We start from the raw sequence: 14,945 nt of genomic DNA on the forward strand, positions 1-14,945 counted from the left end.
ATAAATCCTGCTAAAGACAGACCGACACCCCGCCCGGCCACGTTTTTAGCGTTGCCGGGTTTTTTTATGTCGTTCATTGCCACCCCTCAGTTTTTGCATTTTCCCGAGGCGCTGCCACTGCAAAGCGGTGCCTCCATCCGCGACTACCAACTCGCCTTCGAGACCTACGGCCAGCTCAACGCCGATCGCTCCAACGCCGTGCTGGTGTGCCATGCGCTCAACGCATCGCACCATGTGGCCGGCGTTTATGCGGGCCAGGACAAAAGCGAGGGCTGGTGGAACAACATGATCGGCCCCGGCAAGAGCGTGGATACCAACCGCTTTTTTGTCATCGGGGTGAACAACCTGGGTTCGTGCTTTGGCTCCACCGGCCCCATGCACCCGCACCCCGACACCGGACAGGTCTATGGCGCTGATTTTCCGGTGGTCACGGTGGAAGACTGGGTCAATGCCCAGGCCCGGCTGCTCGACCGGCTGGGCATCACGCAGCTGGCCGCCGTGCTCGGCGGCAGCTTGGGCGGCATGCAGGCGCTTTCCTGGACGCTGCAATACCCCGAGCGCGTGCGCCACGCCGTGGTGGTGGCCAGCGCACCCAACCTCACGGCCGAGAACATCGCCTTCAACGAAGTGGCGCGGCGCGCCATCGTCACCGACCCGGATTTTCATGGCGGGCACTTTTACCAGCATGGCGTCATCCCCAAGCGCGGCCTGCGCATTGCCCGCATGATTGGCCACATCACGTACCTGAGCGACGACGTGATGAACGAGAAATTTGGCCGCCAACTGCGCCAGCGGGTGATGGACAAAACCACCAGCGAAGGCGCCGCAGCCAACCCGGCACCCGTGCCCACGCAGGGCGCCGGGGCCTACCTGTACAGCACGCAAGACATCGAGTTCCAGATCGAGAGCTACCTGCGCTACCAGGGCGACAAGTTCAGCGAATACTTCGACGCCAACACCTACCTGCTCATCACCCGCGCGCTGGACTACTTTGACCCCGCCCGTGCCCACGGTGGCAACCTCACGCAGGCGCTGGCGCGCGCCACGGCCAAATTCCTGCTGGTCAGCTTCACCACCGACTGGCGCTTCTCGCCCAAGCGCAGCCGTGAGATCGTCAAGGCGCTGCTCGACAACCGCCGCGACGTGAGCTACGCCGAAATCGACGCGCCCCACGGGCATGATGCCTTTTTGCTCGATGACGCCCGCTACATGGGCGTAGTAAGCTCATATTTTGATAGCATTGAAAAGGAGCTGGCATGACCGAAAAAGCCACCATGCAGGCCATTGCTGCCCTGGTGCCGCAAGGCAGCCGTGTGCTCGATCTGGGCTGCGGCGACGGCGCGCTGCTGGACTATTTGCAGCGCAGCAGAGGTTGCAGCGGCTACGGCGTGGAGATTGCCGACGCCAACGTGCTGGCCTGCGTACGCCGGGGCGTCAACGTCATCCAGCTCAATCTGGACGAGGGCCTGGCGCTGTTTGCCGACAACTCTTTCGATGTGGTGCTGCAAATCGACACCCTGCCCCACCTGCGCAACGCCGAGGTCATGCTGCGCGAGACGGCGCGCGTGGGCCGTGCGGGCATCGTTGCCTTTCCCAACTTTGCCCACTGGCCCAACCGGCTGTCGGTGCTGCGCGGGCGCATGCCGGTCACGCGCCGCTTGCCTTACCAGTGGTACGACACGCCCAACATCCGCGTCGGCACGTACAAGGATTTTGAAGTGCTGGCGCACAAAAACCAGCTGCGCATTCTCGACGCCTTTGGCCTGCAAGAGGGCCGCACCGTGCGCTTTCTGCCCAACGCGCGCGCGGGCACGGCGGTGTTCCATTTCGAGCGCGGCGGCGCCTGATCGCCCTGTCTGCCCCCACCTAAAATCACCGCCATGACCTTCCTCGACATGCTGCGCAACGCGGCCACGCAAAACAACTCCATGCTGTGCGTGGGCCTGGACCCCGAGCCCACCCGCTTTCCTGCCACCATGCAGGGCAACCCGCGCAAGATTTACGACTTCTGTGCCGCCATCGTCGATGCCACCGCCGACCTGGTGTGTGCCTTCAAGCCGCAAATCGCCTACTTTGCCGCCCACGGCGCCGAAGACCAGCTCGAGCGCCTGATGCAGCACCTGCGCGCCAACGCGCCGCACGTGCCCGTCATCCTGGACGCCAAGCGCGGCGACATCGGCTCCACTGCCGAGCAGTACGCCAAAGAAGCCTTCGAGCGCTACGGCGCCGACGCCGTCACGCTCTCGCCGTTCATGGGCTTTGACTCGGTGGAGCCGTATTTGCAGTACCCGGGCAAGGGCGCATTTTTGCTCTGCCGCACCTCCAACCCCGGTGGCGACGACCTGCAAAACCAGCGCCTGGCCAGCGTGGACGGCCAGCCGCTGTTGTACGAGCACCTGGCCCGCCTGGCGCAAGGGCCGTGGAACAAAAACGGCCAGCTCGGCCTAGTGGTGGGCGCTACTTACCCCGCCGAGATCGAGCGCGTGCGCGCCCTGGCGCCCACGGTGCCGCTGCTCATTCCCGGTGTGGGCGCGCAGGGCGGCGACGCCGCCGCCACCGTGCGCGCAGGCTGGCGTGCCAACGGCCCCATCATCGTCAACTCCTCGCGCGCCATCCTGTACGCCAGCGGTGGCGCCGACTTTGCCGACGCCGCCCGCCGCGAAGCCCAAAAAACCCGCGACCTGCTGCAAGCCGCCCGCCCTGGCGCCTGAGCGCGGGTGGCATCCAGCGCGCCCTGCCCTGCCCGGCAGGGCGGTTGGCCCCCTGAAAAACTATTATTTTTATAGCTGGTAGCGCCCACCCCGCAAGGGTTAAAGGCTGATTTGGCATAAAAACAGGGCGCGCCGTGCTGATGGAAGGTGGCGGTTTTTTGCCCCACAGGATGGCGCTGGCTGCGCGGGCTGCGGCGCCTGGAAGGCGGTCGATCTGTCAAACAAGGAAGCCACAATCGAACGAACGTTTTGTGCAGCGCAGCGGCCTTGGCTGAGAGCGCACATTTTCCTGGGCCCCTATGTTTTCCTTTTTTCCCCGCAAAGAACAACAAGCCTTGGTGGCTCTGGAGCAATCCATTGATGCCATCGTCAGCATTGACCAGCACAACCGCGTCGTGTTCTACAACGATGCCGCCGAGCGCCTGTGGGGCTGGCAGCGCAGCGAGGTGCTGGGGCAGAACGTGAAAATGCTGGTGCCCCAGATGCACCAGGACGCGCACGACGGCTACATCCAGCGCCACCGCAGCTCCGGAGAAAACCGCATCGTCGGCACCTTTCGCGAAGTGGCGCTCACCACGCGCTCGGGCGCGCAGGTCTGGGTGTCGCTGGCGCTGTCGCGCACCGATGTGGGCAGCAAAGCGGGCTACACCGCCGTGGTGCGCGACATCAGTGCCGAGCGCGAATCGCGCGAAATGGTGCGCCAAACCCTGGAGCAGGCCGTCGATGCCGTGGTGACGATCGATGCGCACAACTGCGTCACCCTGTTCAACGCCGCTGCCGAGCGCCTGTGGGGCTACCCGCGCCAGGCCGTGCTGGGGCAGAACGTGAAAATGCTGGTGCCCCAGGGGCTGCGCACGCAGCACGACGGCTTCATCGACGCCAACCGCCGCACCGGCCAGGACAAGATCGTGGGCACCACGCGCGAAGTGCGCATAGAGCGTGCCGATGGCGGCATCCTGTGGGGCGTGCTGTCGCTGTCCAAAGTGCGCCTGGAAGGCAAAATCCTCTACACCGCTTTTGTCAAGGACGTGACCGAGCAGGTGCAGCAGCGCGAGCACATGCGCATTTTGTCGATGGTGGCCGCTGGCACGGAAAACTCGGTCATCGTCACCAACAAGCAAGGGCTGATCGAATACGTCAACCCCGGCTTCACCCGCCTGTTTGGCTGGGAGCCCCACGAAGTCATGGGGCGCAAACCCGGCGCCATCCTGCAAGGCAAACTCACCGACCCGGCCACCGTGCGCCGCATGAGCGAGCGCATTGCCGCGGCCAAGCCGTTCTACGAAGAGGTGGTCAATTACCACAAAGACGGCGCGCCGCTGTGGATCTCGCTGGCCATCAACCCGTTGTTCGATGCGCAAGGCCACGTCGAGCGGCACATCTCCGTCACCGCCAACATCACGCAGACCAAGCTGGCGTTTCTGGAGAACGCGGTGCGCCTGTCGGCCATCCGCGAGTCCACCTGCATGTTCGATGTGGACTTGCGCGGCCAACCCACCGATGCCAGCCCGGCTCTGCTGCGCCGCCTGAACGCCAGCGCACTGGCCCAGGTGGCGCAGCCACTGGGCCAGGCCATGGCGCGCCAACTGACGCCCGAGCGGCTGGCGCGTTTGCAGGCCGGCGAACCGCTGCACAGCAACTTTGCCATCGAGGCCCCCGGCTGCGAGCCGCTGTGGCTGGTGGCCACCTTCAGCCCCGTGCGCGACATCGACGGTGCGCTGGAAAAAGTGGTCGTGTATGGCCAAGACCAGTCGGTGCAAAAGCAGACCATGGAGCGCATCGCCGACATCGTGGCCACCATCAACGCCATCTCCATGCAGACCAACCTGCTCTCGCTCAACGCCGCCATCGAGGCCGCGCGGGCCGGCGAAGCGGGCCGGGGCTTTGCGGTGGTGGCGGGCGAAGTGCGCAGCCTGGCTGCCAAAACCTCCTCGTCAGCACGCGAAATCGGCACCATGCTGACGCAGCAGGAAAACGCATAGACCCGCCGGGCACGCCCCGCCCGGAAGAAAACATTGCACGACCGAAGCGGGCCACACGACAATCCAGCCATTGCACCGCCCCAGCGCACTGCACTGGCTGGAGCGGGTTCTGTGTTTTCCTTGTCGGGCCCTGATCATGTCGCTGCTTCACCGCCTCAGTCTTTTTCAAAAATTCATCATCCTGGGCCTGATCGGATTGTCGATGAGTGCCCTGCCCACTTTTTTGTACGTCAGCACTTCGCTGAACGACATTGCCTCGGCGCGGCGTGAAGTGACCGGCGCCGCCCCCTTGTTTGCCCTGAACAAGCTGGTGCAGCTGATGCAGGTACACCGGGGCTTGTCGGCCAGCATGCTCAGCGGCAACGCCGAGCTGGGCGCGCGCCGCCCGGCCGTGCGCGACGCCATTGGCAAGGCGCTGGACGAGGTGGACACCCGTTTCAAGGCCGCCCAGGTCAGCAGCGCCGATGCCAGCGCCTGGAGCCAGGCCAAGCAGGCCTGGCAGGCGCTGGAGCCCCAGGTGGCCAACCGCAGCCTGGGCGCACCGCAAAGCACGGCCCAGCACACCCAGCTGATTGCCAACATCATGCTGCTGGGCGAATCGCTGCGCCACGACTACGGCCTGCAGGTAGAGCACGACGAGGCCATCAGCGCGCTGATCCAATCCACACTGGTACACGCCCCCATGCTGAGCGAAAAGCTGGGCATCATGCGGGCGCAAGGGTCGAGCTTTCTGGTGCTGGGCGAACTGACCCCGCAGGGCAAAAGCACCCTGCAAGGGTTGCAGCAACGTGCTGGCGAGCTGCATGGCGAAACGTTCCGCAGCTTTGAGCGTGCCATGGCCAGCCACCCCGCCTTCCGCCAGACCCTGCAAGGCCCGGTGCAAGACTTGCAGGCCCGCATCCAGGCCACGCGCCAGATGGCCGACCAGAACCTGATCAATGCGGCCGAGCTGAAGATGCCCGCCAAAGACTACTTTGACGACTTCACCCGCACCATCGACGCGCTGTTTTCCGTCAACGCCACCGCCATGGACAGCCTGCAAAACGCCCTGCAAACGCGCGTGACGCGGCTGCAATACATGCTGCTGTGGGTGGCATTGGCCCTGGTGGCCACGCTGTCGATGACGACGGCGATGGCGCTGGTGTTTGTGCGCTCCATCACCCAGCCGCTGGCCAAGGCCGAAGCGCTGGCCCGCGCCGTGGCCAACGGCGATCTGAGCGGCGCCGACCAGCCGCACGGCACCAACGAAGTGGGCATGCTCATCGAGGCCCAGCAGCAAATGCGCGCCAAGCTGCGCCCCGTGGTCGAACAGGTGCGCCGGGGCTCGGAGAGCGTGGCCATTGCCAGCGGCGAAATCGCCCAGGGCAACAGCGACCTGTCCGCGCGCACCGAAAGCCAGGCCAGCGCCCTGGAGCAAACCGCCGCTGCCATGGAGCAGCTCAGCTCCACCGTGCGCCAAAACGCCGACAGCGCCCGCCAGGCCAACCAGCTGGCCGAAAGCGCCAGCACCGTGGCCACGCAGGGCGGCGAGGTGGTGGCCCAGGTGGTGACCACCATGCACGACATCAATGCCGCCTCGCGCAAGATTGCCGACATCATCGGCGTCATCGACGGCATTGCCTTCCAGACCAACATTCTGGCGCTCAATGCTGCCGTGGAAGCGGCCCGCGCGGGCGAACAGGGCCGGGGCTTTGCCGTGGTGGCCAGCGAGGTGCGCAGCCTGGCCGGTCGCTCGGCCGCAGCGGCCAAAGAGATCAAGACGCTGATCCAGGCCAGCGTGGAGCGCGTGGAGCACGGCAACAGCCTGGCGGATCGCGCGGGCACCACCATGACCGAGGTGGTCACCTCCATCCGCCGCGTGACCGACATCATGGGCGAGATCAGCGCGGCCAGCCAGGAGCAGTCGCAAGGCGTGGCCCAGGTGGGCGATGCCGTCACGCAGATGGACCAGGTCACGCAGCAAAACGCTGCCTTGGTCGAAGAAATGGCCGCCGCCGCCAGTAGCCTGCGCAGCCAGGCGCAGGAGCTGGTACAGGTGGTGTCGATATTCAAACTCGGCCATGGCGATGCAGGCCAACGCCAGGCAGTGCGCACGCTGGGCATGGGCTAAAAGCCGGTACTGCCCAGATGGGCGCGGTTTCAGGACAAGACCTGCGGCGCGGTCTTTTCCTGTCCTCTCTTTCTTAGAGAAATACTTTGGATAAATACATAGTAGTAATAGTAGAGGGCTCGGTTTTCTGGGGATAACTCCCGTTTCCCCTTGTCTGACAAAGGGTTGCACTCCGGCCATGCCTGTGCCCTGCGCCCTGTGCCTGCTGTCGCCCCAACGGGGATAACCTGGTGCCGGGTCGTTTTTCTGTGGATAACTATTGCCTTGTGCCAGTTTTGTCCCCAGGGTTTTCCCGCGTGCCCGGGGCGGGCGCAGACCGCCGCGCTGCGCTGTGGCGCAGGCGGTCAAATTACTATTACTTTGATAGCTGCAAGCGCTTGATAAGCGGGCGCTGAAGCCTGTTTTGGCTTAAATTTTTTCAGGGTCAGAGGCGGGTGTGATGCCCAGCTCGGCCAGTTCCGCCGGCGTGAACACGCGCGAGCGGGTGTGGAAGGCCCTGCCATCGGCGCCTTCGAGCGAGAAAGTGCCGCCCGTGCCCTCGATCACATCGAGGATGAGCTGGGTGTGCTTCCAGGTGTCGTACTGCGACTGGCTGATGTAGAAGGGCACGCCGCCAACCTCGCCCAGCTTCACGTCGTAGGGGCCGATGGTCAGGTCGGTGGGCAAATAGCAGTTGGCGGCGCTGTTGTCGCAGCAGCCGCCACTTTGGTGGAACATCAGTTCGCGCCCGTGTTGGGCTTGCAGCGTGGCAATCAGCGCCAACGCGGCCGGGGTGGCAATCACGCGGTCAACCATGGTGTTCTCCTGCAAAGGCAGTGTTCTGAGAGGCGCGAGCGACGTGGGGCGGAGACGTCGGGGGTGGCGCCACGACCCGGGAGGGCGGCCTCCTCATGCTGGGGTACCAGAAATCGGAGGCCGCCCTCCCGGGCCATGGCGCTGGGGAGGTCTTGCTCCCTCGCCTCTTTGGGGGGAGAGGGAGTCAAGCCGCTGCCGGTGACGCAATGCGATCAGAAGAAGCCGAGCTTGTTCTCGCTGTAGCTCACCAGCAGGTTCTTGGTCTGCTGGTAGTGGTCGAGCATCATCTTGTGCGTTTCGCGGCCAATGCCCGATTCTTTGTAGCCGCCGAAGGCTGCGTGCGCCGGGTAGGCGTGGTAGCAGTTGGTCCACACGCGGCCCGCCTTGATGGCGCGGCCCATGCGGTAGGCCACGTTGCCGTTGCGGCTCCACACGCCCGCGCCCAGGCCGTACAGCGTGTCATTGGCAATGGCCAGGGCTTCGGCCTCGTCCTTGAAGGTGGTCACGGCCAGCACGGGGCCGAAAATTTCTTCTTGGAAGATGCGCATCTTGTTGTGGCCCTTGAACAGCGTGGGCTGCACGTAGTAGCCGCCTTCCAGGTCGCCGCCCAGGTGGGCCTGGCCACCACCGGCCAGCACTTCGGCGCCTTCTTGCTTGCCCAAGTCCAGGTACGAGAGGATTTTGGTCAGCTGCTCTTTGCTGGCCTGTGCGCCCATCATGCTGTCGGTGTCCAGCGGGTTTTTGTGCTGGATGGCGGCCACGCGCTTCAAGACGCGCTCCATGAACCGGTCGTAGATGCTTTCCTGGATCAGCGCGCGGCTGGGGCAGGTGCAAACCTCGCCCTGGTTGAAGGCAAACAGCACCAGGCCCTCGATGGCTTTGTCCAGAAAGGCATCGTCCTTGTCCATCACATCGGCAAAGAAGATGTTGGGGCTCTTGCCGCCCAGCTCCAGCGTGGCCGGAATCAGGTTGTTGGCAGCGGCCTGTGCAATCACGCGGCCCGTGCTGGTCGAGCCGGTGAAGGCAATTTTTGCAATGCGCTTGCTGCTGGCCAGCGGCATGCCCGCCTCGCGGCCATAGCCGTTGACGATGTTGAGCACGCCCGGGGGCAGCAGGTCGGCAATCAGCTCGGCCAGGATGAGGATCGAGATGGGGGTGGACTCTGCGGGCTTGAGCACCACGCAGTTGCCCGCGCCCAGTGCGGGGGCCAGCTTCCAGGCGGCCATCAGGATGGGGAAGTTCCACGGGATGATCTGCCCCACCACGCCCAGCGGCTCCTGGATGTGGTAGGCCACGGTGGTGTCGTCGATGTTGCTCAAGGCGCCTTCTTGCGCGCGCACGCAGCCTGCAAAGTAGCGGAAGTGGTCCACGGTGAGCGGGATGTCGGCGTTGAGCGTCTCGCGGATGGCCTTGCCGTTGTCCACGGTTTCGGCGTAGGCCAGCAGCTCCAGGTTCTGCTCGATGCGGTCGGCAATTTTCAGCAGGATGTTGCTGCGCGTGGCGGCATCGGTTTTGCCCCAGGCATCGGCGGCGGCGTGGGCGGCGTCCAGGGCCAGCTCGATGTCTTCGGCAGTGGAGCGCGCGGCCTGGGTATAGACCTGGCCATTGACGGGGCTGACCACGTCAAAGTACTGGCCCTTGACCGGGGGCACAAACTGGCCACCAATGAAGTTGTTGTACTGGGCCTTGTAGGTGATCGTGGCGCCTGCGGCGCCGGGGGCTGCGTAAACGGTCATGTGTGGTGTCTCCTGTGGATGGGTGGTGTGTACCGGGTCGGCCCATCGGGCTGTCCGATGCCTTCCTGTTACTCAAAACCCGTGCCAGCGCCACCCAGACTGCGCAGTGCCTTGATTTCATGGAACATTTTTTACGCTGATTCGGGTTTGTACGGACGAATGCAGTGCGGGCCTGCAACGCTCCAGGGTGCAACACCTGTCACGCAATGGAACACCTGCTGTGCACTGCGTGTTTGCGCTATTGCCCGGCCCGTGCGCTGTGGCCATACTGGCCGTCCAGCGGGGCACTACGACACCCGCACAGGAGACAGCGCGTGCGACCCACCCACCCCCTTGTGGCCTTGCGACAGGCCCGCCAGCACCTGCTGGAGTTTGGCCATTGCCCCAGCGGCATGGTGCAAGAGCGCCTGGCGCGCTCCTGGACGCGCAGCCTGGCCGCCGGGCTGGTGCCGGGCGGCCAGCCCCGGGCCACAGACCACTACAGCAGCACCGCCCTGCGCCAGGTGCTGGACCACAACCCCGAGCTGCTGGCGCACTCGCGCCCCGTCATGCAGTACCTGTTCGAGCAGGTGCGCCACAGCCAGAGCGTGGTGGTGCTGGCCGACCGGCGCGGCATGCTCATGCACACCCTGGGCGACCCGCACTTTGTGGACAAGGCCGAGCGCGTGGCCCTGACCAGCGGCGCCTCGTGGCACGAAGAGCACCGGGGCACCAACGCCATCGGCACCGCGCTGGCCGAGTGCAGCGCGGTGCAAATCCACGGCGGCGAGCATTTTCTGGAGCGCAACAGCTTTCTCACCTGCGCGGCCTCGCCCATCCTGTCGGCCACGGGCGCGTTGCTGGGCATCCTCGACATCTCGGGCGACTACCGCAACGGCCACGCCCACACGCTGGGCCTGGTCAGCACCGCCGCGCGCATGATCGAGAACCGCCTGTTGGCCGACACCTGCCAGCGCCACATCCGCCTGCACCTGCACACCGAGCCCGAGGGCATTGGCAGCGTGGCCGAGGGCATCGTGGCCGTTTCGGGCGATGGCTGGATCGTCGGTGCCAACCGCGTCGGACTGGCCCAGCTGGGCCTGCACACGGGCGACCTGGGCGCCGTGCGGCTGGAGCGCGTGCTGGAAGTGCGCCTGGACGACCTGCTCTCGCACCACCGGCGCCGCCCCCAGCAGCCCCAGGCCCTGCGCCTGCCCGGCGGCGCCTTGCTGTGGGCGCAGTTGCAGCTTGATGCCAGCGCTTGGCCCGGCCCGGCGGCCCCCACTGCCGCCCGTCCTGCCCGGACGCAACCGACTGCGGCCCTCAGCACCGCACCCGACGCCCTGGCCCAGCTCGACACCGGTGACGCGCGTTGGCGCGCCGCCGCCGACAAAGCCCGCCGCGTGGTCGGCAAACCGATTGCGGTGCTCATCCAGGGTGAATCGGGCGTGGGCAAAGAGCTGTTTGCCCGCGCCCTGCACGCCAGCGGGCCCCGGCGCGATGCGCCTTTTGTGGCCATCAACTGCGGCGCCATCCCCGAGAACCTGATCGAAGCCGAGCTGTTTGGCTACGTGGCTGGCGCCTTCACCGGTGCGCGCAAAGAGGGCAGCCCCGGCTACCTGCGCCAGGCCCACGGCGGCACCCTGTTCCTCGATGAAATCGGTGACATGCCGCTGGCGCTGCAAATGCGCCTGCTGCGCGTGCTGCAAGAGCGCAGCGTCACGCCCGTGGGGGCGGCCAAAGCCGTGCCGGTGGACTTTGCCCTGGTTTGCGCCACGCACTGCCAGCTGTTGCAGGCCACCGAGCAGGGACGCTTTCGGCAAGACCTGTACTACCGCATCAACGGCCTGACGGTGCAGTTGCCCGCCCTGCGTGAGCGCAGCGATTTCACTGCCCTGGTGCAGCGCCTGCTGGCCCAGCTGGCCACCGAGCAAGACCTGCCCGCTGGCGTGTGGGTGGCCCCCGACCTGCTGGCGCGACTGGCCGCCTACCCCTGGCCGGGAAACCTGCGCCAACTCGCCAGCGTGCTGCGCACCGCCTGCGCCCTGCTGGCCGACGGCCAGAACACGCTGGACTGGGAGCACCTGAGCGACGATGTGCTGCACGCACTGCAAACACCGGCAGCGCCCGGCGCCGCACCGGCCCGGGGCGCCCGCACCGTGCCCGGCGCCTGGCCCAACACGGAACCCCCGCCTGCGGTGGCGCTCCCCTCCAGCGGGCAAAGCCTGCAAGCCCTGTCCCACGCCGCCATCGCCCAGGCCTTGCAGGCCGCATGCGGCAACGTCTCGCAGGCCGCCCGCCAGCTGGGCATCAGCCGCCAGACGCTGTACCGCAAGCTGGCACTGAACCCGGTGGGGTAGCGGCCTTTGGTGGGCGAGAGCCTGTTCTGTGGGGGCAGCTTGCTTCAAATGCTTCAAATTTGATAGCTGCTTGCGCTTTACTGGCGTGCCTTAGCGGCATTATTTATCATTTATTTCTGTGTTTCTGGTCTCTGGCCAGGGCTGGGGAGAAGGGCTGTAGCGCCCTAATTCATTTGGGCGATCGACAGCGCAGGCGTGGGTGGTGACACTCGCGTCCATGGCCCGCCTGGCAGGCCATTCCGGTCACGGCACCTCCCTTCCCTCCAGAAAATTCAGATTGAAGACCGCCCCGGTGCGGCGATAGTGATATGGCCTTCATTGAATTCGATACCTGCAACCACCCCCGGCACGAGCGCACCGACGCCGTGCGCGAAACCTGTGCCGCCCTGGCCAACATGGCCCCCGACATTGCCAATGACGGCGCGCTGAGCCTCTCCATGCGCATTCGCCTGCTGCCCGGCGTCGCTGTGGCTGCCGTCGAGTGTTCGCCTTTGAGCGTGCAGCGCAGCGGTCGGCAGCTGGCCGATGGCAACGACGATGTGCTGCTGTTCCTGAACCCCGGCAGCCCAGAGCCAAGGGGCAGGGTGGGGGACTGGGTGGTGCGTCAACGCGGGCTAGGAAACCGGGGTGAAATGGCCTGCACCAGCGGCTCGGGCTGCTTTGCCCTGAACGAACGGGCCGGGCGCACCGACTTCCACGCCCCCCAATCCCGGTGCCTGCTTATCGCCTTCCCGCGCCAACGCCTGCTGCCCGACATGGCTGACGTGGACCGTGCCATGCGCCAGCCGCTCGCCGACACCCTGCCCCTGCGGCTGCTGGCCCGCCAGGCGCTGGAGCTGACCCAGTCCACCAGCACCTGTGACGCCAGCGACGCCGAGCGCCTGCGCCTGAGTGAGCAGTTGCTCGACCTCAGTGCCCTGGTGCTGGGTGCCACATCCCAGGCGCAGAACCGTGCCTACGCACGCGGGCTGCGGCAGGCGCGGCTCAAGGCGATCCAGGCCGATCTGCGCGTTCATGCGGGGCGCGGCGACCTGTCGCTGGAATGGGTAGCGGCGCGCCACGGCATTTCCGCCCGCTATGTGCGCGCGCTGTTTGAGCAGGAGGGCAGCTCCTTCAGCGACTACCTGCTGGAGCTGCGCCTGCAGCGCGTATTTGACCAACTCACCAGCCCCCGGCATGCGGGCAGCACGGTCAGCGCCATTGCGTATGACGCAGGTTTCAACAGCCTCTCTTGGTTTTACCGGGCCTTCAAGCAACGCTTTGCCGCAGCGCCCAGCGACGTGCGGCAGGGGCACGCGCACGGTATGCCGACATAAAGCCGTCCAGCCATCTCTCAGATGGCAACGCTGCTTGGCGGCGAAGGCCGCGCTGGTGCAGCGCGCCGTTGCCGACATGGTGCATATCTGCGGTGGAGTGGCGCTCAGTGGAGGCGCTGGATGCGGTATCCCTCTAGCCTCGCGGGCATCTACGACCCGATGAGAACTGACCATGCACATGCGCACCATTCGCCCAGAGGGGCTGACACCCCTGGCCCTGTCGATCACCCTGGCTTTGTCCCTGGCTGCCTGCGGCGGCAGCGGCGATGAAGAGCCAGCCCTGGTATTTCAGCCTGGCGAAGTAGTGACTTTTGCCGCCACCCTGGAAGACGGCAGCACACAGGAAGATCGCTACCTGGTGCATGGCGTCACCGCCGAAGGCGACTTGCTGACGGATGTGGCGCCCACGAGCGTGAAAACCGCCAAGATGTCGGGCGGCCCCCACAAGAGGCCCCCTTTGGCCCTGGTGGCACTGCCCCTGGAAAACGGTGAACAGGCAGACGCCCCCCGGCTGGCCGCGTTGCGCGATTTCTACAAACAGCTGTGGCAGGGCATTGCCGAGCGGCGCAACGATGGCTCAGACATCGCCGCCGAAATCGGTGCCTTTGAAAACGACGTGGGCGCGCTGTACGACGATTACCAGCGCTCGGAATTTGTCCGCGTCAAGGATTACGTGGCGTTTTACGAGCAAGTGGGCGAGAACCCGTATTTCGATGCGCAGGAATCGGTGGAAGAGGAATTGGTGTTCTTTTTCTACCTGACTGGCTGGCGCCAGGGCGTATGGCTACAGGCGTTGCAGCGCCAGAACCTGGATTGGCCGCGCTTTCTACAGTTGATGGCAGAGCGCCACAACACGTTTGCCGATCTGCTGGGTAAATACCAGACCTGGAGCCAGGCCGGTGGCATAGGCATGGAGGCATTCATTGCCCGGTATGCGGCTGGGTCGGATTTTTATCCCGAGGCGCCGGGCATTGCGCGGTCTGGCTTGAAGCAAGCGGGTATTTCAGAAGCCTCTGGCGCCGAGAAATTCTTTGCCACCAACAAATCGTGGGGCGTGAGGATCAATTCGCGCGAGCAATCCTCCGTAGCCATTGTGTCGAGCCAAGACACGAATATCTCGCATTACCACCGGGTAGGCGAGAAAAAGGATATCTGCCCCACCAAACTGACCATCAGCGGGCGCCTGGGCGTGGCACAGGCAGAGCTCGAATGGAAAATGAAATACACCGAGGAAAAGCACGCCAGCCTGCCCGGCACCTTTATCTCGTCCTTTGGCATGGAGTATTTCAGTGCCCACGGGGGGGAGCGGATCGTGGAGGTGTATGACGAGCTTGGACGGCCCAGCAAGACCAGCATTGGCGGGGTCATGAGCCCGGCGCTGGTCAAGAGCCTGAGTGTCAACTTGGAGATCAAGGACCTCAAGAACATCGGTACCGAAACAGCACCGCGCCCCGGCTTCACGGCCCGGGTCAAGGTCACGCCGAGTGTGATTTTCAATTCCCCCTGGGTGCGCACCTGCGAGGTGCGCTGAACCGGCGTTGCCCCCGCCAGCGTGAATCTGCCGCAGTGTGGCGCTCAGTGGGGGCGCCGATGGCGGCGTTTGCATAGCCTCGGGGCATGGCTATGCGAACTCTTTCATTTTTTTGCACGATTTTTTGAGCCAAAAGTGGCTCAAAACCTTGCAGGATAAGCGCAAACAGCTACTGAATCAGGAGCAAAAAATGGGTTTTTCTGTCAAAAAAACCCTGGCTTGGCTGGCCCTGTGCGCCGCGCCGCTGCTGGTGCAGGCCCACTACAAGAAGCAGCCCTATCGAGCGCTGCTTGCACAGCGTGGAGTCAAGCAAAGCATGAGCCGTAAGGGCCACCCCTTTCAAGGTGTTTGGAAAGAAACCATCGTAGTCTCCTGATTTCTCTGGAATCAGGAACAAGATGGTCTGGCAAGCAGTGATAGAGCGC

Annotated in this window: 11 protein-coding genes; 8 read left to right on the forward strand and 3 right to left on the reverse strand. The window is 64.9% G+C overall.

Annotation, left to right across the window (positions count from 1 at the left end; genetic code table 11):
* Window positions 1-66: 66 nt before the first annotated feature.
* The 5 genes from metX (at window position 67) to EV674_RS04490 (ending at window position 6,803) form a co-directional block, all read left to right on the forward strand.
* Entirely contained in the window at window positions 67-1,260 is a 1,194-nt protein-coding gene (gene metX, locus EV674_RS04470; protein ID WP_119012189.1) for a homoserine O-acetyltransferase MetX, read from the forward strand.
* Window positions 1,257-1,847 carry a methionine biosynthesis protein MetW gene (metW, locus tag EV674_RS04475; RefSeq protein WP_119012190.1) on the forward strand — a complete coding sequence of 197 codons (591 nt, stop codon included), beginning with the start codon at window positions 1,257-1,259 and terminating at the stop codon, window positions 1,845-1,847. Before metX ends, metW begins: the two co-directional genes overlap by 4 nt.
* Before the next feature lie 33 nt (window positions 1,848-1,880).
* Complete coding sequence (gene pyrF, locus EV674_RS04480) at window positions 1,881-2,711, forward strand: orotidine-5'-phosphate decarboxylase (protein ID WP_119012191.1); 831 nt, start codon at window positions 1,881-1,883, stop codon at window positions 2,709-2,711.
* 299 nt (window positions 2,712-3,010) lie between these two features.
* Window positions 3,011-4,693, forward strand: a complete 1,683-nt coding sequence (locus EV674_RS17900; protein ID WP_119012192.1) for a PAS domain S-box protein — start codon at window positions 3,011-3,013, stop codon at window positions 4,691-4,693.
* Between the two features lie 136 nt (window positions 4,694-4,829).
* Window positions 4,830-6,803, forward strand: coding sequence for a methyl-accepting chemotaxis protein (locus EV674_RS04490; protein WP_119012193.1), 1,974 nt, complete (start codon window positions 4,830-4,832; stop codon window positions 6,801-6,803).
* Between the two features lie 408 nt (window positions 6,804-7,211).
* Here the strand turns inward: EV674_RS04490 and EV674_RS04495 are convergent, their stop codons facing one another.
* Both EV674_RS04495 and exaC read right to left on the reverse strand, forming a co-directional pair.
* Window positions 7,212-7,598 (reverse strand): DUF779 domain-containing protein, encoded by a 387-nt coding sequence (locus tag EV674_RS04495; protein WP_119012194.1) that lies wholly within the window; start codon window positions 7,596-7,598, stop codon window positions 7,212-7,214.
* Between the two features lie 212 nt (window positions 7,599-7,810).
* Window positions 7,811-9,334, reverse strand: a complete 1,524-nt coding sequence (gene exaC / locus EV674_RS04500) for an acetaldehyde dehydrogenase ExaC (RefSeq protein WP_119012195.1) — start codon at window positions 9,332-9,334, stop codon at window positions 7,811-7,813.
* A 314-nt stretch (window positions 9,335-9,648) separates the two neighbouring features.
* Between exaC and EV674_RS04505 the strand changes: the two genes are divergently transcribed.
* The 3 genes from EV674_RS04505 to EV674_RS04515 all read left to right on the forward strand — a co-directional run bounded on the left by EV674_RS04505 (window position 9,649) and on the right by EV674_RS04515 (window position 14,520).
* Window positions 9,649-11,673, forward strand: coding sequence for a sigma-54-dependent Fis family transcriptional regulator (locus EV674_RS04505; protein WP_374761660.1), 2,025 nt, complete (start codon window positions 9,649-9,651; stop codon window positions 11,671-11,673).
* A gap of 308 nt (window positions 11,674-11,981) precedes the next feature.
* The gene (locus tag EV674_RS04510; RefSeq protein WP_119012197.1) at window positions 11,982-12,989 is read left to right on the forward strand and encodes a helix-turn-helix transcriptional regulator; all 1,008 of its coding nucleotides are present in this window, start codon (window positions 11,982-11,984) and stop codon (window positions 12,987-12,989) included.
* A 172-nt stretch (window positions 12,990-13,161) separates the two neighbouring features.
* The gene (locus tag EV674_RS04515) at window positions 13,162-14,520 is read left to right on the forward strand and encodes a hypothetical protein (RefSeq protein ID WP_119012198.1); all 1,359 of its coding nucleotides are present in this window, start codon (window positions 13,162-13,164) and stop codon (window positions 14,518-14,520) included.
* Between the two features lie 169 nt (window positions 14,521-14,689).
* Here the strand turns inward: EV674_RS04515 and EV674_RS17520 are convergent.
* On the reverse strand, window positions 14,690-14,945 hold a 256-nt coding region (locus tag EV674_RS17520), incomplete at its 5' end, for a hypothetical protein (protein ID WP_207902176.1).

Origin of the sequence: Simplicispira metamorpha (genome assembly GCF_004341365.1) — a bacterium.
GTDB classification, from domain to species: domain Bacteria; phylum Pseudomonadota; class Gammaproteobacteria; order Burkholderiales; family Burkholderiaceae_C; genus Simplicispira; species Simplicispira metamorpha.

What these genes read in the sequence shown, in the direction of transcription:
- metX (WP_119012189.1), top strand. Translation starts at nt 67, where the DNA reads ATGTCGTTCATTGCCACCCCTCAGTTTTTGCATTTTCCCGAGGCGCTG.
- metW (WP_119012190.1), top strand. Translation starts at nt 1,257, where the DNA reads ATGACCGAAAAAGCCACCATGCAGGCCATTGCTGCCCTGGTGCCGCAA.
- pyrF (WP_119012191.1), top strand. Translation starts at nt 1,881, where the DNA reads ATGACCTTCCTCGACATGCTGCGCAACGCGGCCACGCAAAACAACTCC.
- EV674_RS17900 (WP_119012192.1), top strand. Translation starts at nt 3,011, where the DNA reads ATGTTTTCCTTTTTTCCCCGCAAAGAACAACAAGCCTTGGTGGCTCTG.
- EV674_RS04490 (WP_119012193.1), top strand. Translation starts at nt 4,830, where the DNA reads ATGTCGCTGCTTCACCGCCTCAGTCTTTTTCAAAAATTCATCATCCTG.
- EV674_RS04495 (WP_119012194.1), bottom strand. Translation starts at nt 7,598, where the DNA reads ATGGTTGACCGCGTGATTGCCACCCCGGCCGCGTTGGCGCTGATTGCC.
- exaC (WP_119012195.1), bottom strand. Translation starts at nt 9,334, where the DNA reads ATGACCGTTTACGCAGCCCCCGGCGCCGCAGGCGCCACGATCACCTAC.
- EV674_RS04510 (WP_119012197.1), top strand. Translation starts at nt 11,982, where the DNA reads ATGGCCTTCATTGAATTCGATACCTGCAACCACCCCCGGCACGAGCGC.
- EV674_RS04515 (WP_119012198.1), top strand. Translation starts at nt 13,162, where the DNA reads ATGCACATGCGCACCATTCGCCCAGAGGGGCTGACACCCCTGGCCCTG.